At 39.2% G+C, this 25,390-nt stretch carries 24 protein-coding genes, 1 tRNA gene and 1 riboswitch; of the genes, 19 read left to right on the forward strand and 6 right to left on the reverse strand.

Annotated elements, in window-relative coordinates; all coding sequences use genetic code 11:
- From JWP71_RS01025 to JWP71_RS01060, 8 genes are all read left to right on the forward strand, one after another.
- On the forward strand, positions 1 to 1,046 hold a 1,046-nt coding region (locus JWP71_RS01025; RefSeq protein WP_299496096.1), incomplete at its 5' end, for an aminotransferase class I/II-fold pyridoxal phosphate-dependent enzyme.
- A 55-nt stretch (positions 1,047 to 1,101) separates the two neighbouring features.
- Complete coding sequence (locus JWP71_RS01030) at positions 1,102 to 1,329, forward strand: hypothetical protein (protein ID WP_299496099.1); 228 nt, start codon at positions 1,102 to 1,104, stop codon at positions 1,327 to 1,329.
- Between the two features lie 3 nt (positions 1,330 to 1,332).
- Positions 1,333 to 1,590 (forward strand): Txe/YoeB family addiction module toxin, encoded by a 258-nt coding sequence (locus JWP71_RS01035; RefSeq protein ID WP_299496102.1) that lies wholly within the window; start codon positions 1,333 to 1,335, stop codon positions 1,588 to 1,590.
- 107 nt (positions 1,591 to 1,697) lie between these two features.
- A riboswitch (SAM riboswitch) is annotated at positions 1,698 to 1,807 on the forward strand.
- A gap of 217 nt (positions 1,808 to 2,024) precedes the next feature.
- Positions 2,025 to 3,080 (forward strand): homoserine O-acetyltransferase, encoded by a 1,056-nt coding sequence (gene metX / locus JWP71_RS01040; RefSeq protein ID WP_299496105.1) that lies wholly within the window; start codon positions 2,025 to 2,027, stop codon positions 3,078 to 3,080.
- Positions 3,080 to 4,297, forward strand: coding sequence for a homoserine dehydrogenase (locus tag JWP71_RS01045; protein WP_299496107.1), 1,218 nt, complete (start codon positions 3,080 to 3,082; stop codon positions 4,295 to 4,297). Before metX ends, JWP71_RS01045 begins: the two co-directional genes overlap by 1 nt.
- A 161-nt stretch (positions 4,298 to 4,458) precedes the next feature.
- Positions 4,459 to 5,634, forward strand: a complete 1,176-nt coding sequence (locus tag JWP71_RS01050) for a glycosyltransferase family 87 protein (protein ID WP_299496110.1) — start codon at positions 4,459 to 4,461, stop codon at positions 5,632 to 5,634.
- Positions 5,631 to 6,590 (forward strand): glycosyltransferase family 2 protein, encoded by a 960-nt coding sequence (locus tag JWP71_RS01055; RefSeq protein WP_299496113.1) that lies wholly within the window; start codon positions 5,631 to 5,633, stop codon positions 6,588 to 6,590. Before JWP71_RS01050 ends, JWP71_RS01055 begins: the two co-directional genes overlap by 4 nt.
- A complete protein-coding gene (locus JWP71_RS01060; RefSeq protein WP_299496115.1) occupies positions 6,571 to 7,383 on the forward strand; it encodes a polysaccharide deacetylase family protein in 813 nt (270 codons plus the stop codon). The genes JWP71_RS01055 and JWP71_RS01060 overlap by 20 nt, the downstream gene beginning before the upstream one ends.
- A gap of 23 nt (positions 7,384 to 7,406) precedes the next feature.
- Here JWP71_RS01060 and clpB read toward each other — a convergent pair whose 3' ends face one another.
- Together clpB and JWP71_RS01070 are read right to left on the reverse strand one after the other, a co-directional pair.
- Positions 7,407 to 10,022 carry an ATP-dependent chaperone ClpB gene (gene clpB / locus JWP71_RS01065; RefSeq protein WP_299496117.1) on the reverse strand — a complete coding sequence of 872 codons (2,616 nt, stop codon included), beginning with the start codon at positions 10,020 to 10,022 and terminating at the stop codon, positions 7,407 to 7,409.
- Between the two features lie 179 nt (positions 10,023 to 10,201).
- Positions 10,202 to 11,632 (reverse strand): AAA family ATPase, encoded by a 1,431-nt coding sequence (locus tag JWP71_RS01070; protein ID WP_299496119.1) that lies wholly within the window; start codon positions 11,630 to 11,632, stop codon positions 10,202 to 10,204.
- A 57-nt stretch (positions 11,633 to 11,689) separates the two neighbouring features.
- On the opposite strand from JWP71_RS01070, the gene JWP71_RS01075 reads away from it, so the two are divergent.
- Positions 11,690 to 12,502: a DUF3822 family protein gene (locus tag JWP71_RS01075; RefSeq protein ID WP_299496121.1), complete on the forward strand. Its 813-nt coding sequence runs from the start codon at positions 11,690 to 11,692 to the stop codon at positions 12,500 to 12,502.
- Complete coding sequence (gene rsmD, locus JWP71_RS01080; protein ID WP_299496123.1) at positions 12,478 to 13,032, forward strand: 16S rRNA (guanine(966)-N(2))-methyltransferase RsmD; 555 nt, start codon at positions 12,478 to 12,480, stop codon at positions 13,030 to 13,032. Before JWP71_RS01075 ends, rsmD begins: the two co-directional genes overlap by 25 nt.
- Here the strand turns inward: rsmD and JWP71_RS01085 are convergent.
- Positions 13,022 to 13,768: a DeoR/GlpR family DNA-binding transcription regulator gene (locus JWP71_RS01085; protein ID WP_299496125.1), complete on the reverse strand. Its 747-nt coding sequence runs from the start codon at positions 13,766 to 13,768 to the stop codon at positions 13,022 to 13,024. The two genes, rsmD and JWP71_RS01085, sit on opposite strands and share 11 nt — an antisense overlap.
- A 60-nt stretch (positions 13,769 to 13,828) precedes the next feature.
- Here JWP71_RS01085 and nudK point away from each other — a divergent pair, with 60 nt between their 5' ends.
- Genes nudK through coaD form a run of 3 tightly spaced genes read left to right on the forward strand, consistent with a single transcriptional unit; the run spans position 13,829 to position 15,288 of the window.
- On the forward strand, positions 13,829 to 14,407 hold the full coding sequence (gene nudK / locus JWP71_RS01090; protein WP_366143510.1) for a GDP-mannose pyrophosphatase NudK: 579 nt from the start codon (positions 13,829 to 13,831) through the stop codon (positions 14,405 to 14,407).
- Positions 14,408 to 14,418: 11 nt separating this feature from the next.
- A complete protein-coding gene (locus JWP71_RS01095; protein WP_299496128.1) occupies positions 14,419 to 14,772 on the forward strand; it encodes a DUF4406 domain-containing protein in 354 nt (117 codons plus the stop codon).
- A 54-nt stretch (positions 14,773 to 14,826) separates the two neighbouring features.
- The gene (gene coaD, locus JWP71_RS01100) at positions 14,827 to 15,288 is read left to right on the forward strand and encodes a pantetheine-phosphate adenylyltransferase (RefSeq protein WP_299496130.1); all 462 of its coding nucleotides are present in this window, start codon (positions 14,827 to 14,829) and stop codon (positions 15,286 to 15,288) included.
- Here the strand turns inward: coaD and JWP71_RS01105 are convergent.
- On the reverse strand, positions 15,257 to 15,895 hold the full coding sequence (locus JWP71_RS01105; protein ID WP_299496132.1) for an NUDIX domain-containing protein: 639 nt from the start codon (positions 15,893 to 15,895) through the stop codon (positions 15,257 to 15,259). The two genes, coaD and JWP71_RS01105, sit on opposite strands and share 32 nt — an antisense overlap.
- Between JWP71_RS01105 and pyrE the strand changes: the two genes are divergently transcribed.
- From pyrE to JWP71_RS01135, 6 genes are all read left to right on the forward strand, one after another.
- Positions 15,894 to 16,535 carry an orotate phosphoribosyltransferase gene (gene pyrE, locus JWP71_RS01110; RefSeq protein ID WP_299496134.1) on the forward strand — a complete coding sequence of 214 codons (642 nt, stop codon included), beginning with the start codon at positions 15,894 to 15,896 and terminating at the stop codon, positions 16,533 to 16,535. The genes JWP71_RS01105 and pyrE overlap by 2 nt on opposite strands.
- Positions 16,536 to 16,625: 90 nt before the next feature.
- Positions 16,626 to 17,021 (forward strand): SRPBCC family protein, encoded by a 396-nt coding sequence (locus JWP71_RS01115; protein ID WP_299496136.1) that lies wholly within the window; start codon positions 16,626 to 16,628, stop codon positions 17,019 to 17,021.
- A 317-nt stretch (positions 17,022 to 17,338) separates the two neighbouring features.
- The gene (locus tag JWP71_RS01120; protein WP_299496138.1) at positions 17,339 to 18,967 is read left to right on the forward strand and encodes an ATP-binding cassette domain-containing protein; all 1,629 of its coding nucleotides are present in this window, start codon (positions 17,339 to 17,341) and stop codon (positions 18,965 to 18,967) included.
- Between the two features lie 149 nt (positions 18,968 to 19,116).
- Positions 19,117 to 19,189: transfer RNA gene (locus JWP71_RS01125), tRNA-Lys, on the forward strand.
- 342 nt (positions 19,190 to 19,531) lie between these two features.
- Positions 19,532 to 23,242 carry an ABC transporter permease gene (locus JWP71_RS01130; RefSeq protein WP_299496140.1) on the forward strand — a complete coding sequence of 1,237 codons (3,711 nt, stop codon included), beginning with the start codon at positions 19,532 to 19,534 and terminating at the stop codon, positions 23,240 to 23,242.
- 63 nt (positions 23,243 to 23,305) lie between these two features.
- Complete coding sequence (locus tag JWP71_RS01135) at positions 23,306 to 23,584, forward strand: hypothetical protein (protein ID WP_299496142.1); 279 nt, start codon at positions 23,306 to 23,308, stop codon at positions 23,582 to 23,584.
- Positions 23,585 to 23,726: 142 nt separating this feature from the next.
- Here JWP71_RS01135 and JWP71_RS01140 read toward each other — a convergent pair whose 3' ends face one another.
- Positions 23,727 to 24,374: a carbohydrate-binding family 9-like protein gene (locus JWP71_RS01140; RefSeq protein ID WP_299496144.1), complete on the reverse strand. Its 648-nt coding sequence runs from the start codon at positions 24,372 to 24,374 to the stop codon at positions 23,727 to 23,729.
- A gap of 257 nt (positions 24,375 to 24,631) precedes the next feature.
- Positions 24,632 to 25,390, reverse strand: a 759-nt coding sequence (locus JWP71_RS01145; protein ID WP_299496147.1) for a RagB/SusD family nutrient uptake outer membrane protein, incomplete at its 5' end; no start/stop codon positions are given.

Below are 25,390 nucleotides of genomic sequence, written 5' to 3' on the forward strand. Positions count from 1 at the left end.
TATTATCAACCACGTTTGAACGTAAAGAAGATGGCAGTTACCATGAAGGTTATATATATAGCCGTTCGGCTAATCCAAACCGCACATCGCTTGAAAAAGTGTTAACGCAGTTAGAAAATGGTGCCGACGCTGCCGCTTTTTCATCGGGCAATGCCGCCGGGATGGCCGTTTTTCAATCCCTGCAACCGGGTACACATATTATAGCGCCTGATGATATGTATCATGGTTTACGCAATCAGCTTAAAAATTTATTTGCCGGGGTTTTAGAATTTGATTTTATTGATATAGATAATACCGATGTTTTAAAAGCGCACATTAAACCCAATACCGGCTTGATATGGTTAGAAACACCATCAAATCCGCTGCTTAAAATAACTGATATAAAAAAGGTAGTTGCTATTGCGAGGCAGCAGAATATTAAAGTTGTTTGCGATAATACTTTCGCCACTCCTATTTGTCAGCAGCCATTGGCATTAGGTGTTGATATAGTAATGCACTCTACCACCAAATACTTTGGCGGCCACAGCGACCTGATGGGTGGTGCAGTAATTGCCGCCGAAAAAAACGACTGGTGGCAAAAAATACGCCAGGTACAGGAATTGGGGGGCGCCATCCCCTCGCCTATGGATTGCTACTATTTAGTGCGCAGTATAAAGACATTGCCCTATCGTGTACGCGGTCATGCACAAAATGCGCAGCTATTAGCAGCGTTTTTACAGGCGCAGCCGAGTGTAGAGCAAGTACTCTACCCGGGCTTGCCTTCACATCCTAATCATGCAGTTGCAAAAGAGCAGATGTTAAGCTTTGGGGGTGTGTTATCTTTTTGTTTAAAAGGTGGTAAAGAGGAAGCTAACCGTGTTATAAACAAACTACAACTGTTTACCCGGGCAACAAGTTTGGGCGGTGTAGAGAGCTTAATTGAGCACCGCGCAATGGTTGAAGGGCCGGATACTAAAACGCCATTTAATTTACTACGCGTGTCTGTTGGGTTAGAACATATTGATGATTTGATAGCGGATATGAAGCAGGCTTTAAAAGTGGATTGATCTATGTTTAATTAATACTTGTTTATTTGGTATATTTGAATATTGGAAACTTGTTATGGAAACAATTATTAAGATCAATCTTTCTGAACTAAACGACAGCCTACTTGATAAAATCAGAGGATTTATAGGCGACAAAAACAATATAAACGTTACTATTTCTTTGAAAGAATTTAATCCTGATTACGCTGAAGAACTTGACCGTTCTATAGAAGAAGCGGAAAAAGGTGAAAATCTTGTTTCTTTTACTATGGAAGATTTTATGGCCTATACACCGTCAAAATAGTTTGTGAGAAACCTAGCCTTTACGCCATCTGCTTTTAATGAATATAATGCATGGTTTGAAACAAACCCGCAAATTATTCAACGTATTAAAACACTGATAAGGGAAATAGACCATGAACCATTTAAAGGAATTGGCAAGCCAGAACCGCTAAAAGGCAATTGGAGCGGTTATTGGAGTCGTAGAATTGATCAAGAACATAGGTTAATCTACAGGGTGACAAATGAACAAATTCTAATCGCCAAGTGTAAAGGGCATTATTAATTGCAGGCATTACAGCTAAAAATAAATTTTGCAATTAAAATATTAACATCATATATTTGCAGCACAATCGGTAGTAATACCAAAGATCAATTCCCTTATACGGTTTTGGTTTATAAAGAAGCGGCGAGAGATTAGGCTCAATGACCCGCTGGCAACCCTCTAAGGTTAGAGAAGGTGCCAATTCCTTACCCGGTAAATATCCCGGGAAATATAAATTAACAACATGGAAAATTTAAAAAACACCCATCCGAAAAATTCTATTAAAGCCGCTCAAGGCTTAGCATTTGTTTATGGCAAAATTTGCTATATGTGCCGCTGTTGCTAATCACAGTTAATACGTTTCCTTTTTCTCTTTCTGAAAAATACGTGCACTGTAAATGGATCAATTTATCCGTTCACTAATCCCAACAGCTAATCAATTATCAAGAACCACTATGAATACGCAACTATATAAATACCAACAAACCTTCGAACTGGAATCGGGCTATAAATTACCCGAGCTTGAATTAGGCTACCATACTTATGGCACACTTAATAAAAATAAAGACAATGTGGTATGGGTATGCCATGCTTTTACAGCTAACTCTGATGTTTTAGACTGGTGGAAGGGCCTTTTTGGCAAGGAAGATTATTTTAATCCGACCGAACATTTTATTGTATGCGCCAACATGTTGGGCTCTGCTTATGGTTCTAGCGGGCCGTTAAGCATTAACCCTACTACCGGTCAGCCTTATTATTTAGCCTTTCCGCATGTTAGTGTTAGGGATATGGTTAAGGCACAGCAGCTATTGGCTAAACATCTTGGAGTAGAAAGCGTTCATACTTTAATTGGCGGTTCGCTTGGCGGCCAGCAGGCAATGGAATGGGCAATTATTGAGCCTGATTTTATTAAAAATCTAATTCTCATTGCTGCAAACGCGCGCCATTCGCCATGGGGTATTGCCTTTAATGAATCACAGCGGTTAGCTATTAGTGCCGACAGAACATTTTATGCCGGAAGCCCTAATGGCGGTAAAAAAGGATTAAAGGCGGCACGTAGTATTGCCCTGCTCTCCTATCGTGGTTATAAAACTTATGGTATCAGCCAGCAAGAAGACAACGATGCCGCTATCGATAATTTTAAATCTGCAAGCTATCAAAATTATCAGGGCGACAAGCTGGTAAACCGCTTTAATGCTTACAGCTATTGGTACTTAACTAAAACTATGGACTCGCACAACGTGGGCCGTAACCGCAATAGCATTGAAAAAGCATTAAGCTTAATAAAAGCCCGCACATTGGTAATAGGTATTAAATCAGATCTGTTATTTCCTATAGAAGAGCAGCAATACCTGTTCAGGCATATACCAAAATCAGCCTTTGCCGAATTTGATTCGTATTACGGCCATGACGGTTTTTTAATTGAAACAGAGGCATTAACAAATATTATCACATCATTTTTTAAAACAGACGTAAAAGGAAAGATCATCCAATTACAGCAAATTGCATAATGAGCAAAAAACTAAATATCGGCCTGTTTGGCTTCGGAGTTGTTGGCCAGGGATTACATGATATCATCCGAACAAAAAATTTAAATCTTGAAATAAAAAAGATAGCGATTAAAGATAATCATAAACAACGCTCCTTACCGGAACATTACTTTACTACTGACAGGTATGAATTACTGAATAATCCGGAAATCAATACTATTGTTGAATTGATAAATGATACCGAAGCAGCCTATGAAATTGTTTCGACTGCTTTAAAGTCGGGTAAGAATGTAGTATCGGCCAGTAAAAAAATGATTGCTACCTACCTGGATGAATTAATAGCGATACAACATGAATATGGTACTTCCCTACTATATGAAGGAGCTGTTTGTGGCAGTATACCTATTATCCGTAACCTGGAAGAATACTATGATAATGAACTATTGCATTCTATAAGCGGGATATTTAATGGTTCATCCAATTACATCCTGTCTAAAGGATTTTTGGAAAATATGGATTATGATACAGCGTTAAAGCAAGCGCAAGACCTTGGGTTTGCCGAAACCGACCCAACTATGGATGTTGGCGGATATGATGCCAAGTACAAGCTTATTATTGCAGCGGCGCATGCTTATGGTGTGGTGATAGAACCTGAAAAAGTATTCAATTTAGGTATACAAAACCTTGCCGCAAACGATATTCAATACGCCCGCGAAAAGAACTTAAAAATAAAGTTGGTTCCGGTTGCAAAAGAGTTGGATGATCAGCATGTAACCCTATTTGTATTACCAAAGTTTGTAAACGAAACCGAGTTTTTATATAATGTGGAATACGAGTATAATGGCGTAACCGTGCAGGCAGCTTTTGCCGATCAGCAATTCTTTTTTGGGAAAGGAGCAGGTGGCCACCCTACCGGATCGGCAGTATTATCAGACATAGCCGCGCTGCGTTATGATTATCAATACGAGTACAAAAAAACCAAAGGAAGTAAGGGCCTGAATTTTACCAATGACATTGAGCTAAACATTTATCTCCGTTACGAAAATGATGATTTGGTTGATCTGTTGAAATTTTTGGAGATAAAAGAAAGTTACTATTCAGGTACTTATAAATATGTTATCGGAAAAGTAAATCTTCAAAATCTGATCGATAATGAAGCCCGTATATTTCAGGACAAGGCATTCCTTGCCTTCGCCGATCAGCTAACAGGAGTTAGTTTAGCCGCGACACAAAACTAAAACAACAAAATTTTTCCAGTAATTTTTTGTAAAAGAGAAAGAGGCGCTGTAATAGCAGCCTCTTTTTCTTTTACAAAAACGCATTTTTAATACAAGCACAATCGTAACCGTATTTTTACATTTTTTAATCTATTTTTGCACCACAAATTTATACCCCATTAATGTTTAAACCTGTTAATATTATAAAATACAAGCCGCTGATAATTGCCTTATGGTTTGGTCTAAGCCTGTTTGCAGTTGGCAAAAGTGTAATGTTGGGGCACGATCATATACATAATAACTACTTTGTGTATAAGCATAACTTTATCAATGTTATACATCAGCATAACTTATACCAACATCAGCCCGAACATTATTTTGATCTGAACCATTACGGCCCAATATTTTCATTCATTATAGCCCCATTTGCTTTAATGCCCGATAGTTTGGGTGTGGTTTTATGGGTGATGGTTACAGCGTTCATATTATTAATTGCCATACAGCAACTTCCCATTAAAAAAGAGCATTATCTGCTTATTGTATTGCTTTGCGCCCATGAGCTAATGACCTCGGCTGCCAATGTGCAGATTAACCCGCTTATTGCCGCGTTGATATTGTTCAGCTATATATTTATTAAAAACGAAAACGATTTCTGGGCTGCATTAATGATAGCTTTAGGTACCTTCATTAAGCTTTATGGCATTGTGGGGCTGGCCTTCTTTTTCTTTTCGAACAACAAGATAAAACTTGTTGGCTCATTTATATTTTGGTCGGTAGTTTTGTTTGTTTTGCCGATGGTTATTTCCTCGCCGGCTTTTATTGTGCAAACTTATAAAGATTGGTATGCCGACCTGGTTCATAAAAACCTAAACAATATAGCTTCAATACGTGAGGATGTTTCTGTTATGGGGATGCTCAGGAAGATCTTTTTTCCGCAATTATCAAATATGTTGGTTTTATTTCCGGGTATTTTACTTTTTGCTTTATCCTATATCCGCATCAAATCTTTTAATAATTTAAATTATCAATTACTTATCGTTGCATCAACGTTGATTTTTGCGGTGATATTTAGCACCGGGTCTGAATCACCCACCTACATTATAGCTTTTGTTGGCGTAGCGTTGTGGTATATAAATAGTGAGCGACCGGTAACTATATTGGACATATCTTTGCTTATTTTTGCTTTGATACTGACCAGTCTGTCACCGTCAGATCTTTTCCCGCGATACCTGAAAGATCATTATGTTGATCCGTACGCGTTAAAGGCGCTGCCTTGTTTTTTAATATGGATAAAAATTATTTATGAAACTTTGTTCAGAAAATTCGATAAAAAGGATTTAATCGCAGTTGCAGTATGAAAAAGAAACTTTCCATAATAATCCCTGCTTTTAACGAGGAGAAGAATATCAGCCATCTTGTTGCCGAATTGAATAAAGCATTAAATTCAACCGGTTATGACTATGAATATATTTTTGTAAATGACGGCAGCAAGGATAATACGCTGAATGAAATTAAGCTACAGGCAGAAATACAGCCCAACGTATTTTACATAGAACTATCTAAAAATTTCGGTAAAGATTATGCTTTAAAAGCCGGTATAGATATGGCAAATGGCGATGCTATTATAACTATGGATGCCGATCTGCAGCACCCTCCTCACCTATTGCCGCAAATGCTAAAATATTGGGAAGAGGGATATGATATTGTTTACACCTACCGCGAGGATGCTAATCCGCATGTAAGCGGCTTCCAGAAATTAGCGTCAAAGCTGTTTTATAAAGGCATAAACGCTATATCAGACATTACACTTGAAAACGGAATATCTGATTTCCGGTTACTTGATCAAAAAGTTGTTAACGAGCTAAAACAAATTGATGAATATGAGATATTCTTCAGGGGGATGGTTAAATGGGTTGGCTTTTTACAAATAGGTATTCCCTACACCCCGGCAGCCAGGCATACAGGCGAGGCAAGCTATTCCTTCTTTAAATTGGCTAAGTTGGCCATAGGCAGCATAATGGCCTTTAGTGTAAGGCCATTATACATCGCTACCGGGTTGGGTTTATTTTTCTCGTTATCAGCTTTGCTGTATATTCCTTATATTTTTATCAGCTATTTTTATGGCTATGACAATCTTTCAGGCTGGGCATCCTTAATTGCTACTGTAGCGTTCTTCGGTGGCTTACAATTACTTGTTTTAGGTATTATAGGCTCATACCTTGGTAAAATATTTTTGCAAACCAAGCACCGGCCCAATTACATTATCCGTTCAACAAACCTGTTAAAAGCAAAAAATGATTCTGTTAGGGTTTGATGTTGAAGAGTTTGATATGCCGTTTGAATATGGTAAAACCATACCATTTGACGAACAATTAGCCATATCAACAACGGGGACACTTTTAATATTAGAACTATTAAAAAGTACAAATGTAAAGGCAACTTTTTTCTGCACAGCTAATTACGCTGTAAACAAGCCGGATATTATTGCAAAAATTGTAAATGATGGTCACGAAATAGCATCACATGGCTATTACCATTCTGATTTTAAGGTTCAACATTTAGCACAATCAAAAGCTAAGCTCGAAGAAATATCAGGCACTAAAGTTACTGGTTTCCGCATGGCGCGAATGATGCCGGTAGACGAAAAAGAAATACAAAAAGCGGGATATTCATATAATTCATCCCTTAACCCTACTTTAATTCCCGGCCGCTATAATAACTTAAAAAAACCGCGCGCCTGGTTCTTTGACCATGATGTTTTGCAAATACCTGCTTCCGTATCACCGTTGGTACGTTTTCCTTTGTTTTGGTTAACCTTCCATAACGTTTCACTATCCATAATCAAGTGGATGAGCGCGGCGGCGCATCGTAAAGATGGTTACCTTAACCTTTACTTTCACCCCTGGGAGTTTACTGATTTGAACCAGCCGGAAAGATTTGGCTTTCCAAAATATGTATCAAAAAATTCGGGAACTGATTTTGTTAAGAGGATAAAAGATTTTATTGTATGGGCACAGGCAAAAGGTTATGCGTTTGCAAGGACCGGTGACTTTGCGGAAGATATAATAAAAAATAAAAAGAGCCACCTCTTAAAGGCAGCTCCTTAATATATGATGGATTAATTGTTTTATTATTTATCAGCCGTTGCAGCTTCATTTGTGTTTAAAAACACAAATTGATTATCAAACATATCCAGTTTAATCTTACTGTCTTTATCCACTTTACCGGCTAATATCTGCTTGGATAGTTCGTTCAATATTCTCTTTTGAATTACCCTTTTCAATGGCCTCGCGCCAAACTGCGGATCGTAACCTAATTGTGCCAGCCAATCTAAAGCTTCGTCTGATGCTTCAATGGATACACCCATTTCGGCCAATGTTTGCTGCACATGTTTAAACTGCAGCTTCACAATATCACTTATCTCATCCCGACTAAGCGGTGTAAACATAATGATCTCATCAATACGGTTTAAAAATTCGGGCCTGATGGTTTGCCTTAGCAGCTCAAACAACTGGCTCTTTGTTTTGGCCATCACTTCATCCTTAGTATTATCGTCAAAATCCTGGAAATTCTCCTGGATAATGTTCGACCCAATGTTTGAGGTCATGATGATGATGGTATTCTTAAAGTTTACCACTCTGCCTTTATTATCAGTTAACCGGCCATCATCCAAAACCTGCAGCAATATGTTAAACACATCAGGGTGCGCTTTTTCTATTTCATCCAACAGTATTACACTGTATGGTTTCCTGCGTACGGCTTCTGTTAACTGTCCGCCTTCATCATAACCTACATATCCCGGAGGCGCGCCTATTAATCTTGAAACCGCATGGCGCTCCTGGTACTCAGACATATCAATACGAATCATTGCCCCTTCATCATTGAACAGATATTCGGCCAATGCTTTCGCTAATTCTGTTTTACCAACACCGGTTGTACCTAAGAATATAAAAGAACCTATAGGTTTTTTCTTGTCTTGCAGGCCCGCTCTGCTCCTGCGTATAGCGTCGCTTATCGCTTCAATAGCCTCGTGCTGCCCGGCAACACGTTTATGTAACTCATCTTCCAGGCTCAGCAGCTTTTCGCGCTCGCTTTGTATCATTTTAGAAACCGGTATACCTGTCCAGCGCGACACAACTCCTGCAATATCTTCGGATGTAACTTCCTCTTTTAGCATTCTACTATCCGACTGATTAGTCAGTAGTGCTTCTTTCAGTTTTTCAACTTCTTCCTGGGCTTCACGGATACGGCCATAGCGCAGCTCGGCCACTTTGCCATAGTCGCCCGCGCGTTCTGCTTGATCTGCTTCTAATTTATAGTTTTCTATCTGCTCAACTTTTAAGTTGATGCCATCAACTACGTCTTTTTCACCCTGCCATTTGGCACGTAAAGAATCACGATCAGCTGATAGGTTGGCAATTTGTTCACTCAACTCTTTTACTTTCTTATCATCCTTTTCGCGCTTAATGGCTTCGCGCTCTATCTCTAATTGCATTATGCGGCGCTCCAGTTCATCCACTACTTCGGGTACCGAATCCATTTCTAAACGTAATTTAGAAGCGGCTTCGTCCATCAGGTCAATAGCTTTGTCCGGCAAAAAGCGATCAGCTATATATCTTTGCGACATCTCAACCGCCGCAATAATTGCTTCATCTTTAATACGCACTTTATGGTGTGCTTCGTAACGTTCCTTTAAACCGCGCAATATGGAAATTGCATCAGCAGTATCAGGTTCGTCTACCAATACCATCTGAAAACGGCGCTCTAACGCTTTATCCTTTTCTACATATTTCTGGTATTCGTTTAAGGTTGTTGCCCCAATTGCTCTTAATTCGCCGCGGGCCAATGCAGGTTTTAATATATTGGCAGCATCCATGGCACCTTCGCCACCACCTGCACCTACCAGGGTATGTATCTCATCAATAAATAAAACAATCTCACCATCGGCCTGGGTAACTTCTTTAATAACGGCTTTTAAGCGTTCTTCAAATTCGCCTTTGTATTTAGCGCCTGCAATAAGGGCACCCATATCTAACGAATAAACTGTTTTTGTTTTCAAACTCTCGGGTACATCACCTTTTATTATTCTAAAGGCAATACCTTCGGCAATAGCTGTTTTACCCACGCCCGGTTCGCCAACCAGTATCGGGTTGTTTTTTGTACGGCGCGATAATATTTGAATTACGCGGCGGATCTCTTCATCACGGCCAATCACCGGGTCAAGCTTGCCCGATTCGGCATATTCGTTCAGGTTACGGGCATACTTATTTAAAGCGTTATAAGTTGCTTCGGCATTTTGGTCGGTTACTTTGTTGTCACCGCGTAAGCTTACTATGGCTTTTTTAAGATCCTTTTCGTTTACACCAAAATCTTTTAGTGCCGTACTTGTTTTATCGCTTACTGACAGTATTCCTAACAGGATGTGCTCAACAGACACAAACTCATCCTTAAACTCTTTAAGGTAAGCTGTAGCCTTTTGTAATATCGAATTTGAGGTAGATGATAAGTAAACGTTACTGCCGCTAACCTTTGGGAACGATGCGATTTGTTCGTCCAAAATATCATGTAACCGGTTAAGGTTAACGTTTAGTTTTTTTAGTAAAAAGGATATAACATTCTCATCAACCAATAGCAATCCCTTAAGCAAGTGCGCAGGTTCAATAGCCTGCTGCTGATTGCCGGTTGTTATCTCTGAAGCTTTTTGTACAGCTTCCTGAGCTTTTATGGTAAAGTTGTTAAAATTCATAGCGAAATGGTTATATCGGGTATAGTCAAAATACTTGCCACGTTACTTAATTATGAAATAATGGCATTTCATAATACATTTCATGTGCCTTTTTGTCAATTCATTATTGCTGTTAATAACACTTTAGTTTAATAAAAGTTATAAGAGAATAAATGAATAAAATGGTGAGTAGCGTATGCCTAAAATTCACTACTCACATGCTGCCCATAAAACTTATCATTAAAATTCACCAGGAACAGTTCCTTAGTTGCACGTGTGCATGCGGTATAAAACCAGCGTAAAAAATCGGTATTAACCATATCATCCGTTAAATATCCCTGGTCTACAAAAACAGCATCCCACTGGCCGCCCTGTGCTTTATGGCAGGTAATGGCGTATGCAAACTTTATTTGTAAAGCATTATAATAGGGATTAAGTTTAAGTTCGTTATGTTTTGCGCGTTTGTTTGGTATATGGTCATAATCTTTCATTGCTTCCAGGTAAAGCCGTTTTTGATCGATGGGCTGCAAAGCCGGCGATTCTGAATAAAGTGTATCCAATAAGACTTTACAATCTAAAACCGGGTCCTCGGCATAATCAATAAACTCTAACTGTACATCCGCAAAACGGAATCCATACATATCCTCAATCTTGCGTACTTTCCTTATCCTGGCAATATCGCCATTGGCAATAAAAGCGGTACTTCCCTCCTCCTGATCCTGCAACCAAAAATAGTTGTTCTTTACTATCATCAACTGATCGCCGCCCGTTAATTCTTCTTCCCGCCATAATAGCCGCGCTCGTATTTGTTTATTATACAGGTTTGCATTTTTGTTCGACCGGCAAATTATCAGCGTGTTTTCATTACCATATTTATTGTAGGCGTATTCAAGCCCTTCTTCCAACCGCTCACCTGTCATCCTAAAAACATCTGTATAACCCTTGGTTGTAATTTGAGGTATGATTTCTTTTTCCTGCCGGATAATATCACGAATCCGTGTAGCATTATATAATATGCCCGAATCTTTTTGCTGACGAAGCACATCTGTTAATTCATAACTGAACACATTCAGGTTATAATCCAGCCTCATCAATTCCTCATCCAATGCGGGGCTATTATCCGAGCCAACCGGCGGAAGCTGGGCAGTATCACCCACCAGCATTAACTTGCAATTTTTTTTATTGTAAACATACTTAACCAGGTCATGCAGCAACGTCTCGCGGTTATTGCCACTTATCTGGTCTGATATCATGGAAGCTTCATCAATAATAAATAAGGTATTAGTAGCCAGATTATCGGCTATTGAAAATGATTCATCAACATTTAGCGCTGTTTTTTTTCGGTATATGCGCTTATGTATAGTAAAAGCTTTTCGCCCCGAATAGCTGGTAATTACCTTTGCCGCACGCCCCGTTGGTGCAAGCAATACTGATTTATAGTTATAACTTCTGAGTGCTTTTACCAACGCGCCTACTATAGTAGTTTTGCCTGTCCCGGCATATCCTTTTAAAATAAAGCATTCGTCGCCCTCCTCTTTTAATAAAAAGTTATGTAACCGGTTAAATAACTCCTGCTGCTGTGCAGTTGGTTCATGCGGGAAAGCCTTGCGGATATGATCAATTTCGGACACCTAACAAAAATGCGGATAAGTAATTAAGTAATTTAAAAAATATTACTTTTGTTAAGCATGACCGAACAAATTTATACATACCGCGATCCTTCGTTTAATATTAACCAGGCATACCACTATACGTTGCTAATGCAAATTGATGCAGTCTCGTTTTCGTATGCCATAACTTATAATAGTCAGTTAATTGCCTGGGGGACCAATTGCAGCTTAAGCGAGTTAAGTAATCCGCAAGAATTGGCCGAAGAACTGTCTGCAACTTATAAAAAGGTTGTTATTGGTTTACCGGCAAATGGCTTTAGTTTATTGCCAACTCCTCTTTTTAGTAAGGAGCAAATACCAAATTATGGCCGGTTATTGGACGTAAAACCCGACGAGAGGGTTTTAGCACAGGTATTGGACGATCAAAACTTTATTATTTATAAAGTTGATGAAAAGATAATATCGGCATTACAAAGGTTCGACCTTGATGATACAGTTTATTTAAATAAAGGATGGATAACTTCTGTTGCTAAAAATAGTCCTCAAAATCAGGATCTTTATCTGCATACAGAAAATGGGAAAGCCGAATTTTTATACTATAAAGACAGTAAAATAAGGCTTTATAATAATTTCGATTTTACAACCGAAGATGATCTGGCGTATTATGCAGCTTTTATTACAGAAGAGCTAAATTTAGATGCGCATGATATCCATTTAAAATTAAGTGGAAACATAAAGCCTGAAGATAAATACAGCAGCCGCCTGGCCGATTTTTTTCCGGATATAGTTTTTTATGATCCGCAGATATTGGAGCTGCCCGAGCAAATACCTTCACAGCAGATACTGACCTTAGCAGCATTATCATTATGCGGATCATTGGAGGTTCTTTAAAAGGATTAAGGCTTAATCCGCCAAAAAACTTACCGGTACGCCCCACTACTGATCTTGCAAAAGAAGCGCTGTTCAATATCCTGCAAAACCAAATTGAGTTTGATGATATTAAAGTGCTCGACCTTTTTTGCGGTACAGGTAATATAACCTATGAATTTGCATCGCGCGGGGCCAAACAAGTAATAGCGGTCGACCGCAGCATACATTGCATTAACTATATTAAAGATACCGCCCGCCAGCACGGACTAACTCAAATAAAAACGTTCAAGGCAGATATTTTTAAATACCTGCAACTGGAAACAGATCAATATGATTTAATATTTGCCGATCCACCGTATGATATGAACCAGATTCCTGAAATACCTAAGATTATCTTCGATAAGGGTCTGCTATCACCTGATGGCTTATTAATTGTTGAGCATCAATCCATGCAAAATCTAAGCAACCATCCCGCTTTTATTGAACAACGGAAGTATGGACACTCGTCGTTCTCGTTTTTTAAAGCACCCGAAGAAATGATTAAATACTAATAATTTCTATACCCTGCTTTTTAAATTGAACAAGCTCATCAGATCGCGAATCTGTAATTATCATATCGATAGTTTTAAGGTCTGCGAATTTCAAATAACTCTCTTTGCCAATTTTGCTATCATCACATAAAAGGTATGTTTTTGCGCTATGTTTTGCAAAGGCCAGCGTTATATCTGCTTCCAGTTCGCTATTAGCAAACAAACCATTGTGCGAAACGCCATCAACTCCTAAAAATGCCTTAGTTGCTTTATAACGGGCTATATGCTCATTAGCTATTTTACCATGCACTGCCTGTCTTTCCTGGTCAAACTCCCCTCCTATAATGTTAAGGGAAACCAAACTGTTTTGCAACTCATAAATAACAGGTATAGAGTTGGTTATCACTTTTATTTTCTTATTTTTAATAAACTGGCATAACCTGAAAACAGTACTACCGCAATCCATAAAAATTATATCCCCATTATTGATTAAGGCTGCAGCAGCACGGCATATCTTATCTTTTGCCTGGATATTTTTGGCTGTCTTATTAACAAAATTATGTGGTATCTCAAGCGGATTTACTTTCATGGCCCCTCCATGCGTACGGTAAAGCAGGCCGTCGCCCGCAAGCCGGTTTAAATCCCTCCTAATCGTTATCTCCGAAATTTTTAACCCGGAGGCCATCTCTTTGATATCAACCTCGCCATGAGTATTTAGTTTATCCAGTATTATTTGTTTTCTTTTTGGATAATTCATTTTTAATGATTTAATTTGTTCAAAAGTAATCATAAACAATCAAAAACAATCAAACATATTTTGAAAAATATACATATCATTCAAACAGAAATACTATCTGATAATTGGTATGTACTAAAAAAGATCACATACCATGGTACTAATCCTGACGGCTCTACGGTAACTCAAAGTCGAGAAACATACGATCGTGGAAACGGTGCAACCATTCTTCTTTTTAATAAACAGAGTCAAACTGTAATATTAACCCGGCAGTTTAGAATGCCTACTTATATAAATGGAAATGATGGCGGCTATTTAATTGAATGCTGCGCTGGCCTGCTTGATAAAGACAACCCGGAAGATTGCATTAAAAGAGAAACGGAAGAAGAGACAGGTTACAGGGTATCATCTGTTGAAAAAGTATTTGAAGCCTATATGTCGCCCGGCTCAGTAACTGAAATATTGTATTTTTTTATTGCCGAATACTCAGGAGACATAAAAGTAAACAACGGTGGCGGCTTATTTGAAGAGAATGAAAACATAGAAGTGATGGAGATACCATTTTTTAACGCATTGCAAATGATAAAAACCGGTGAAATTAAAGATGGTAAAACTATTATGCTGTTACAGTACGCCCAAATAAACAATTTAATAAATTAAACACAAAACCTATGACTATTTTAATAGCAGGCCCTTATCGCTCCGGCACCAACAACGATCCGCTTTTAATGCAGCAAAATTTAAATCGTATGGAAGCTGTTGCGCTGCCATTGTTTAGGGCAGGGCATATACCGCTTATAGGTGAATGGCTGGCTTTGCCGCTTTTAAATATTGCCGGCTTCAAATATCCGGGCGATGAAATATACGAAGAAATATCATATCCGATTGCAAGACGTCTGCTAACAAAATGTGATGCAGTATTAAGAATAGAAGGACCTTCAAAAGGGGCGGATGACGATGTGAAATTAGCCAAAGAGCTTGGTTTAAAGATTTATTACAAACTTGAAGATATAATAGAAAGGTAAATCCCTATTTTAGTTAAATGATTACTATTTTTGGTAGCTAATTAATCGATATAAATGAAGATTGCTCTTTTTCCAGGGTCGTTTGATCCGGTAACCAAGGCCCATGTTGATATTGTAAAAAGATCAGTAGGCTTATTTGACAAAGTTTATATCGGTATTGGAGCAAACAGCACAAAGCCGGGATTTTTGAGTATTGAAACCCGCGAGAAAATGTTACGCGCTGTTTTTGAGATGGAACCCAAGATCCATATTGTAGCTTACGAGGGATTAACCGTTAATTTTTGTAAAAGTATTGGGGCAACCTATATGATACGCGGCATACGTACCGTATCAGATTTTGAATACGAAAAAGCTATAGCCCAGATGAACCACTCGCTAATGCCTGATATTGAAAGTATATTTATTGTAAGCAAACCAGGTTATTCATCTATCAGCTCAACCATTGTGCGCGAAATAATGCGTCATAACGGCGACGTAACCCAATTTATTCCGAAAGAGGCACTGGCTTATCTTTAATCAGATCCATAACAGCCAGCACATCCATAATAGATGGAAAAGTATTAGCTAAAATAGCCTCAATATCATTTGGCTTAAACCAGCGTACATCGGTTATTCCTTCTTCTTTTTGCGGCTTTAATTTATTTTGCCCTTTGCATTTCATTTTATACCAATATGTTTTCTTTAGAACTACTTCGGCTCTACTAATATAAACATGGTAGGTTTTGCATATTTTTTCGCCAAGCTTGCTTACCACTATACTACACTCCTCCTCTACCTCACGCACAGCAGCTTCTTTAACGGTTTCGCCTTTTTCAATTTTACCTTTAGGCAGGTCCCACTTATCATTACGGTAAATAAATAAAAGGTCCTTGTTTTCATTTTTAACCAGTCCGCCGGCTGCTTCAATAACAATAACACTTTCTTTTATTTGTTTTAAAAATGCTTTAGCATCCTTACACAATACATAAAAATACGCACTTTTATGCGCCAGTATCCACGTATAAATTATTTTCAAATCAAATGTCTGGCTATCAATCTTTTGGTAGTGCTCAGTCTTTTTAGGTTCAGATTCTGTTAATAAGATAACTTTTTCGTTAATATAAATTCTGTATTTTTGAGCCATGATAAATAATACTGAAACGGAGCAACAGGTAGCCGAATTTCTGCTGCAAATTAAAGCAATAAAATTACAACCTAACAATCCTTTTACATGGGCATCTGGCTGGAAATCGCCAATTTATTGTGATAACCGTATAACACTTTCTCATCCTACTATCCGTACTTATATCAGACAACAGCTAACTTCCCTCATACAGGATACATTTGGCCCTGTAGGCTGTATTGCAGGCGTAGCTACAGCAGGTATTCCGCAAGGAGTATTAATTGCGCAGGAATTAGGGTTGCCGTTTATTTATGTACGTTCAAAACCAAAAGATCATGGTACCGGTAATTTAATTGAAGGCGATGTTTTAACCGGCAAACGTGTTGTGGTGGTTGAGGACCTGATCTCTACCGGCAAAAGCAGCTTACAGGCTGTTGATGCTTTACGCAGCGCTGATTATGATGTAGCCGGACTCGCCGCTATATTCAGTTATGGATTTGATGTGGCTGCCGATAATTTTAAGCAGGCTAATTGCCCTTTTGTAACCCTGTCCAACTACAATGCACTAATAAAATATGCCAGCGAAAATCAATATATTTCTCGTGATGATGTAGAAGTGTTACAGCAATGGCGTGAAAACCCTTCAACCTGGGGACAATAACGGTTAACAATTATTGATGGTATCTTTAACTAACCAGCAGGCTTCAGACCGCTTCTTTAATTCGTACTAAAACCACAAATCACTTCTGAAATGACAACTTTTGAAAGTAAAGTAATTATTAATAAACCGGTAAATGAAGTTTATAATTTTTTAGCAGACCTGAACAACCACCGGCAATTAATGCCTGATAGTGTCCAGGATTGGACTTCAACGTTTGATACAGCAAGTTTTAACATACAAAATATGACAAAACTTAGCCTTAAAGTTGAAAGCCGCGTTGAAGACAACGAAATAAAAATTGTCCCGTCAGAAAAGCCGCCCTTTAACCTCGAATTAAAATGGAACTTGTCGTTTAACGACAATCAAACAGAAGCAGTGCTTACTATTTTAGCAGATTTAAATATGATGATGAAAATAATGGCATCAGGGCCATTACAAAAATTAGCTGACCACGAAACTCAAACTTTGGTTTCTGTACTAAGCTAACTTAACACCATTAAATTCTGCAACAGATTTAAAAACAGCACTATTTGCTTCTTTCTAACCGGCTAATAAAAAACAAAAAATTCACAAAGATTAACAATGCGATTAACAGTACCATATCGGTTTATAAATAATTGGTTAATATTTTCTAAACGTAAAGTTTTTATTTCAAATTTCGAAGTGGTACGAAATATTTTTTTAAAGTTAATTGAAAATTAAATTCTATTCCATTATGCAATACTGAATTGCCTAATTAAAAAGGTTTAATCATTAAATTTGATGAGTATTTAACGTATTTTTGCAAAAAGTTTAGGAGCAGAATGATTACAGTATCCAATTTATCTTTACGATATGGTAAGCGTACCTTATTTGAGGACGTTAACCTTAAATTTACTCAAGGCAACTGTTATGGCATCATTGGTGCCAATGGCGCCGGTAAGTCTACTTTTTTAAAGATACTTTCGGGCGAAATTGACCCCTCAACTGGCTCAGTGAGCTTTACACCCGGCGAACGGATGGCTGTTTTAAGTCAGAATCACTATGCCTTTGATGATTTTACGGTTATTGAAACAGTTATGATGGGTCATAAGGAAATGTACGCCATAATGAAAGAGAAGGATGCTATCTATTTGAAAGAGGACTTCAGTGATGCAGATGGCGAACGCGCAGGTGAACTTGAAAACCTTTTTGCCGAAATGGATGGCTGGAATGCCGAAAGCAATGCTGCAACCCTGTTGAGCAATCTGGGTATAAAAGAAGAATTTCATTATCAACTGGTTAAAGACCTTGACAATACCCAAAAAGTACGGGTGTTATTAGCACAGGCTTTGTTTGGCAAACCAGATATTTTGCTGCTTGATGAGCCAACCAACGACCTGGATATACATACTGTAACCTGGCTGGAAGATTTTTTAGCTTCATACGAGGCTATTGTTTTAGTAGTATCGCATGACAGGCACTTTTTAGATACGGTATGTACACACGTTGTGGACATTGATTTTGCTAAAATGACCATCTATACCGGTAATTACACTTTCTGGTATGAGTCAAGTCAGCTGGCGTTAAAACAACGTTCTGATCAGAATAAGAAAACTGAAGACCGTGTAAAAGAACTGCAGGAATTTATACGCCGCTTTAGCGCTAACGCATCTAAATCAAAACAAGCTACCAGCCGTAAAAAAGCTTTAGACAAAATAAATCTCGACGAAATTCAGCCATCCAACCGTAAGTACCCGGGAATTATATTTAATAACCTTGGGCGTGAAGCCGGTGACCAGATATTACAGGTTGAAAATCTCAGCAAATCATTAAATGGTGAGTTGCTATTTGGCAATGTGCGTTTCATGGTAAATAAAGGCGATAAAATTGCCCTTTTATCTCAAAACAGCCTTGCTACTACTGCGCTGTATAACATTCTTACCGGGCGTGATAAAGATTACAAAGGTGAATTTAAATGGGGTGTAACCATAAATGCAGCAGATATTCCAATTGATAACGCTGAATATTTTAAAGGGAAAAACGACAACCTCATTGATTGGCTGCGCGAGTATTCGCCGGGCGAAAAAGACGATCAGTTTATCCGCGGCTTTTTGGGCCGTATGTTATTTTCAGGAGAAGAAGTATTAAAGAAAAGCAATGTACTGTCAGGAGGTGAAAAAATGCGGTGCATGTTTAGCCGTATGATGCTGCAACAGGCTAACCTTTTAATGTTTGATGAACCAACCAATCACCTCGACCTGGAATCCATCACTGCGCTTAATAACGGCATGAAAGACTTCAGGGGGACTATTCTTTTCACCACGCGTGACCATGAACTGGTAGAAACAGTTGCCAATCGTATTATTGAAATTACCCCGGGTGGCACTATTGATAAGCTGATGACTTATGATGAATACATAAACAGCGATGCCGTACAGAAGCAAAGAGACGAGCTTTACGCTATGGCGTAGGGAAAGGTCAAAACTAAAAGGCAAAAGGTTTGAGATAAATCTGAAACGGCGCAGCCCTCTTGAGTACCGTTGAAAAAGAAATAGTAAAACGAAAAATCGAAATTCCGACATCCGAAATTATTTCTATATTTGCATCCCGCTTAAAAAACGACTTGGTAGCTCAGCCGGTAGAGCAACTGACTCTTAATCAGTGGGTCGAGGGTTCGATCCCCTCCCAGGTCACGAAATTTCAAAAACCGCTTCTAATGACAATAGAGGCGGTTTTTATTTTTTTATTCATTTTTAAACTAGCGTTTCCCGTTAATAGAAAGCACTTTTCGAGTTCGATCCTCGTAAGGTCATTCCAATAGTACTGTGGGAGCAGCATTGCTTCATTCCACCACTCTTTGGGAGTTGAATCTCGACGAGAGTTGAAAAAATCGGCTTTTATGAAACAGCTACACAATCCAAAACTGAACGGCTCAATGTGCGGTTTTGTTACAGTGCACCTATTTTATTCTATATAATTTTTTATATATCAATAAGTTATAAGTTTGTAGCAGCGATTGAGTTTTAATATTTCAAATGGATACATATACTTTCCATATTAATACCTACGACCTGGCTTTCTTTGGTACGATCTTTATCGGGCTCACTTTTATCCTGCTTTTATGGTTCACCAAAAAGATAAACCGGGCTGCAAACCGGCTTTTGGCCCTGGCAATGGTTACGATTGTTTTGTGGATAGCCCGGATATTGGGCATCAACATCGGGCTGTCAACTTACATTACTAATTGGAGCCGGCTGCCGCTGCAATTTTCGCTTGCTCTTGGTCCCCTTATTTTCTTTTATGTACTTAAAATAACCCGGCCGGAATATAAGTTCGGGCTTAAGGATTTGCTACATTTTAGTCCGTTGGTGCTGGAATTGGGTGCCCAGGCATTGGAAGTTAGGGATAGTATAAATACTGGTGCCGCTACTTATCAAACGCCGGCCTTTCAGCAGTTGAACCCGGTATTGCAATTGCTGGCGTTTGTTTCGGTCACAATTTACCTTTGCCTGGCTCACAGGCAGATAGGAAGCTTTTACCGGCGGTTAAAATTTAATGGGGGTGACCGGTATCGGTACGAACTGCGCTGGCTGCATAACTTGCTGGTAGGTTTCGGCTTGTTGTGGCTGTTGTGGATACCCTTTACCGCCGCATATTATTTATATTACCATCATCAATTGGGCGTATATGCTTATTGTCCCCTTTATCTCCTTTTAATCGTGACAATCATCTGGATGGCGGCCGCAGCGCATTTAAGAGCGGAGTCAGGCGTTCGGGCAGAATCCCCTTCATTTTTAAAACCACCGCTTCCTGCGGCAATGAAGGAAAAGGCAACCTGGCTAAAGAAAGCCGTACAGGCCAACCATTATTACCAGGACCCGGAACTGAGTTTAAGTTTGCTGGCTGAAAAACTTGAATTAAGTCCGCATGAATTATCCCGGATAATCAATACGGTGCTCAAAAAAAGCTTTAATGATTTTATCAATGAATACCGCGTTGCAGAGGTGATCCGGAAAATGCAGGACCCTGCTTATGACAATATCACCCTGCTGGGCATTGCGTATGATGCCGGATTCAATTCCAGAACTACCTTTCACCGGATATTTAAACAAATAACCGGGAAAAGCCCGGCGGAATATAAAAATGATCGAAAAAAAGAAATCCCATATTATAATCTGGAACATCAGCTGCGATTTGCGTCCGTAATTTCGAACCAGGAAATCACGCCGAAGTGGTTTCGTCAGAAATTAAATCGCAACATGATGTTTAAAAACTATTTTAAAATTGCATTCCGGGGATTTTGGAGGCATAAGCTATTTACACTGATAAATGTTACCGGTTTATCCATTGGTATAAGTGCCTTCCTGGTGATTTACCTTATTGTACACTACGATTTTACGTTTGATAAATTTCACAAAGACAGCGACCGGATCTATCGTGTTGTTTTGAATATGACCATACAGGGGCAAAAAAACTATTCGAGCGGCTTACCCGGGCCGATGGCTGAGGCCATTAAAAACCAGGCCACAGGAATAGAAGAAATTACACCCCTATATGAGCTTTCGCCTCATTTCGTGTATATCGACAAGGATAAAAATGTACAGAAGCGGTTTAAAAACCTGGACAGGATAATACTCGCCGATCAGCAATATTTTAAGATCTTTAATTATGTATGGCTTGCCGGCTCATCGCAACATGCGCTCGATGCGCCCAACCAGGTCGTATTAACATCGCGACAAGCCAAGCTTTATTTCCCCTCATTATCATACCATGATATGATTGGTAAGGTAGTTGCCTATGATACACTTAAAACAACCGTTACCGGTGTAGTTGAAACGTTTACTAAAAATAGCGACTTTACCTTTCACGACTTTATCTCCTTTAGCACGGCCACAGCTAACAAACGTTTCGCAGATGTTTCACATATAGAGAAATGGGACAGGATCTTTTCCGGGTCGGAGGTTTTGTTAAAGCTGGCGCCGGATGTTTCGGCAGCCGGGGTGACTAAACAAATCGATGCCATTTACAGGAAAGATAGTCCGCCGCCTCTCCAGGGAAGGGGGCTTTCAAACACGGCAGACCTGGCCTTGCAGCAATTAGATGATATTCACTTCAATCCCAACTACACTATTTTTGACTTTTCATCGCCCGCCAACAAACATTCACTTTATGGCCTACTGACGATCGCCTGCTTTTTGCTATTGCTGGCATGTATCAATTATGTGAATTTAATTACTGCTCAAGCCGCCCAGAGAGCAAAGGAGATTGGTATCCGCAAAACCTTGGGTAGCAGCCGGATTCAGTTGGTAGTCCAGTTTTTAAGCGAAACATTTTTGTTAACGCTCTTTGCCGTTATTATATCGGCGTTACTCGCACCAGCTATTTTAAAAGTATTTGCCGACGTTGTATCTCCGGATATTCATGCGAATATTCTGCAGCAGCCAGACGTTATGCTCTTCCTGCTGATATTAACTATTGTGGTAAGTATGTTGTCGGGTTTTTATCCTGCAATTTTGCTGTCGGGTTACAAACCGGTATCAGTGTTAAAAAACCACGTGCAAGGCAATAGCAATAAAACCCGAAACGCGTGGCTCCGTAAATCGCTCACGGTTTCGCAGTTTGTTGTAGCGCAATTTTTCATCATGGCGACTATTTTGGTAAGCAGGCAAATTTATTATGTGTTGCACAAAGATCTTGGTTTTAAAAAGGATGCTATTCTGGTTATTAATACGCCGTGGCAAACCAGTAAGCCAAGCAGCAACCAGGTGCTGCTGAACGACTTTCGGTCGATGCCCCAGGTTAATCTTGTAAGTTTGGGCAATGACCCGCCTTCGGCTGATATATATAATAGGACGCGTGGTACTTATATCGATGGCAAAAAACAAATTGTAACGCCAGAAGTGGTAGTTAAGTCTGGTGACGAAAACTACCTCAAAATATACCAGATAAAATTGCTTTCCGGCAGAAAGATACTGGAATCTGATACCGGAAAAGCAGTTATCATCAACAATACCTACGCTAAAATATTAGGATTTACTAACCCCCACGATGCTATCGGGAAGCAGTTGAACTGGCGTGGCGGCAGGGGCCGAAATGTAAGCATTGTTGGCGTGGCTGCCGATTTTAACCAGCGGTCGCTGCATTCGGCCATTTATCCATCAGTTATAATGTCGGGCGGTGGAGACGGCCGGCCAATGATGACGTTACACGTTAGTTTGAAACCGGAAACCGCAGGTGGTAATGAATGGAAAACCGCGATTACAAATATGGGGAAGGCATGGAAAAGGGTTTATCCTGACGATGATTTCGATTGCCATTTTTATGATGACACGATAGCCAGATTTTACGACGAAGAACAACACACATCAACCCTGCTCACCTGGGCAACAGGTTTCTCGATATTGATTAGCTGCCTCGGTCTGTTAGGACTTGCCATTTACACCACCAATCAACGAACAAAGGAAATTGGCATACGCAAAGTATTTGGCGCAAGCGTTGCTCAAATAGTAACCCTGCTATCAACCGAACTGATATCGCTTATTTTACTGGCTTTTATCATAGTAACGCCGATTGCATGGTACGCCGTAAATAAATGGATGGAAAGCTTTGCTGACCACGTAGCTATTAGCTGGTGGGTATTCGTTATCAGCGGCGCAGGGATGCTGCTTACAGGATTATTTACCTTAAGTTTCCGAACCATTAGGGCTGGTATGGCGAACCCGGTGAAGAGTTTGCGAAATGAATAAATTTATATTGCCCATATCAGTTAACATATTACTTGAAACCATATACGTTCCATATCACCCTTTATGACACTGCGTTCTTTGCAACGATCTTCATCGGGCCTACTATTGCCGTTTTTTGTGGTTTGCCAAAAGGACAAACCAAACAGCAAACCGGTTTTGGCCGTGGCGCTGGCTATTGCTGTTTCGTGGATTACCCGGATATTGGTGATCGACATTCAGTTGGGTGCTTATTTCCCTCGTTGGAGCCGGCTGCCGCTCTCTTTTAAAGCCACTATTTTCTTTACATCCTCAATAAAAGTGTTCGACATCTGTACTTTCGGGAGTCATGAAAAAGCACAGTAATACTCAATATTACTGTGCTTTTTTGATTAATTATACTATCAGTTCTAAATACTTTTTATAAATTTTTCAATTAAAAGCCTAATCTATTTAACATAGTGCCATTTGGTTTGGAGCAGTTCATAGTTGGGTGTGGATCAAGCCATCAGCCGAACTGCAGTTCACCAAAAAATTCAGGTAAATGAAAGTCAGGATTTTGACTTTGGATAATATTCCAGGTAAAGAAATGTGGTTCGGGTAAGTCATCGCCGCATTTAAAAAAATTGCCCCGGCCTTGTTTTTTATTAAAAGAGCTTAAATTGGTATAAGCAAACACTTCAATTGGAATAGCCAATGTTATTTGCCACTCAAAATTTGTAGCTGCTAATTCATCAGCCGACTTAATTAATATAGTTCTTTTAATTTTTTCAATAATGTTTTCGGGCAGGAGCATCCTGTTCATCCTGTCTAACCCGTATCCCATCAGGCAAATACCAAAACAATTGACCTCAATATTATAGTATTCGTTTTCTAAACCGAACGAGACAAAAAACTCAACGCAATTATCTTTATATACCGGATCATTTGTTTTATGCATGTTAGTTTTAATAACATCTTCATTAACATAAAATTTCAGAAAAATGGTATCACCGCAATGAGCAATAGAAAAACTTGTTTGACAATTAATTTTTAGTTTGGCCCAGGGGTCGTTATCAATTGAATGCGATGGCAATGAATCCATTAATGTGGATACTTCTTCAATATTAATGTTTTGGCTTAGCGAGTCTATTAACGGTATAAATATAGTTTTCATTAAATATGATGTGGAAGGTTCATTTTACCTTTTGGGGTTGAATTATAAAATGGGCAATAAAACACTGTAAATATTTTTTGGAAGCTAAGTAAAGGAATATAGCCCAAGCAACCATCGGGTTTTTACATAAGTAAAATAACTTGTTATGGTTCAATGGCGTTAATGTGTAGCCTTTTATCGGTATGTGTTCATTTTATTAAATTCGGGAGATAAAGCGCCATACCAAAGTGCAAGGTGCCTTATCTCCCGAATATAAATTAATAACCGGGATTTTGTGTTAGCACAGCATCTTTGTTCAGGTTGATTTCGGTTTGAGGAATCGGTAATAGGGAATTATAAGGCTGAATAGTTGTATTTTCAATAATATTCAATCTTTTAACACGCTCCAGCAATGTACCGGTTCTTACCAAAGTCATTCTGCGGTTTTCTTCACCAATTAATTCCCTGGCCCGCTCATCCAGAATAAAATCCATCGTAATGTCTGATGCCGTTACCAAAGAGGCTTGCGCCCTGGCCCGTAAAACATTGATACTTGTTGCAGCCTGTGCAGCTTGGCCAAGTTTAAATTGTGCCTCAGCAAGTAAAAGATATGTTTCGCCCAAACGCATCATTATTAAATCCTTGTAATCACCTGTGCCATTTATATCGCTTGGGATAAAGAAATTCCATTTGGTAGTGTAAGGAACAATCCTAAATAAAGTATCAGCAGGTGTTGCAATCACTTTTTGACCATATTTGGGGTTGGTGGGATCATTATAATAAAAATTACGACGAAGACTAAAGGGTGAATTTCGCATATCAGTACCTGTATATAAGTGATTAATAAGCCATGGGCTCAGACGCAACCGGCCAAGACCCCTGCCGCCCAGTGAATCGCAAATAAGTATTCCGCTAAGCTGGTAAGAGGCTGGCACCCAAACTCTTCTGTGCTGGTCGAAGCTTGAAGATCCTCCCGGAACATTATATTGCTGTTCTTCAACCCAAATGGCTTCTTTGTTGCCTTCCCTCCGGCGTTG

This window comes from Mucilaginibacter sp., from assembly GCF_028287845.1.
GTDB lineage: Bacteria > Bacteroidota > Bacteroidia > Sphingobacteriales > Sphingobacteriaceae > Mucilaginibacter.

Bases quoted from the DNA above. Each gene is read 5' to 3' on its own strand.
- JWP71_RS01030 (WP_299496099.1), top strand. From the start codon at position 1,102: ATGGAAACAATTATTAAGATCAATCTTTCTGAACTAAACGACAGCCTA.
- metX (WP_299496105.1), top strand. From the start codon at position 2,025: ATGAATACGCAACTATATAAATACCAACAAACCTTCGAACTGGAATCG.
- JWP71_RS01045 (WP_299496107.1), top strand. From the start codon at position 3,080: ATGAGCAAAAAACTAAATATCGGCCTGTTTGGCTTCGGAGTTGTTGGC.
- JWP71_RS01050 (WP_299496110.1), top strand. From the start codon at position 4,459: ATGTTTAAACCTGTTAATATTATAAAATACAAGCCGCTGATAATTGCC.
- JWP71_RS01055 (WP_299496113.1), top strand. From the start codon at position 5,631: ATGAAAAAGAAACTTTCCATAATAATCCCTGCTTTTAACGAGGAGAAG.
- JWP71_RS01060 (WP_299496115.1), top strand. From the start codon at position 6,571: ATGATTCTGTTAGGGTTTGATGTTGAAGAGTTTGATATGCCGTTTGAA.
- clpB (WP_299496117.1), bottom strand. From the start codon at position 10,022: ATGAATTTTAACAACTTTACCATAAAAGCTCAGGAAGCTGTACAAAAA.
- JWP71_RS01075 (WP_299496121.1), top strand. From the start codon at position 11,690: ATGACCGAACAAATTTATACATACCGCGATCCTTCGTTTAATATTAAC.
- rsmD (WP_299496123.1), top strand. From the start codon at position 12,478: ATGCGGATCATTGGAGGTTCTTTAAAAGGATTAAGGCTTAATCCGCCA.
- JWP71_RS01085 (WP_299496125.1), bottom strand. From the start codon at position 13,768: ATGAATTATCCAAAAAGAAAACAAATAATACTGGATAAACTAAATACT.
- JWP71_RS01095 (WP_299496128.1), top strand. From the start codon at position 14,419: ATGACTATTTTAATAGCAGGCCCTTATCGCTCCGGCACCAACAACGAT.
- coaD (WP_299496130.1), top strand. From the start codon at position 14,827: ATGAAGATTGCTCTTTTTCCAGGGTCGTTTGATCCGGTAACCAAGGCC.
- pyrE (WP_299496134.1), top strand. From the start codon at position 15,894: ATGATAAATAATACTGAAACGGAGCAACAGGTAGCCGAATTTCTGCTG.
- JWP71_RS01105 (WP_299496132.1), bottom strand. From the start codon at position 15,895: ATGGCTCAAAAATACAGAATTTATATTAACGAAAAAGTTATCTTATTA.
- JWP71_RS01115 (WP_299496136.1), top strand. From the start codon at position 16,626: ATGACAACTTTTGAAAGTAAAGTAATTATTAATAAACCGGTAAATGAA.
- JWP71_RS01120 (WP_299496138.1), top strand. From the start codon at position 17,339: ATGATTACAGTATCCAATTTATCTTTACGATATGGTAAGCGTACCTTA.
- JWP71_RS01130 (WP_299496140.1), top strand. From the start codon at position 19,532: ATGGATACATATACTTTCCATATTAATACCTACGACCTGGCTTTCTTT.
- JWP71_RS01135 (WP_299496142.1), top strand. From the start codon at position 23,306: ATGACACTGCGTTCTTTGCAACGATCTTCATCGGGCCTACTATTGCCG.
- JWP71_RS01140 (WP_299496144.1), bottom strand. From the start codon at position 24,374: ATGAAAACTATATTTATACCGTTAATAGACTCGCTAAGCCAAAACATT.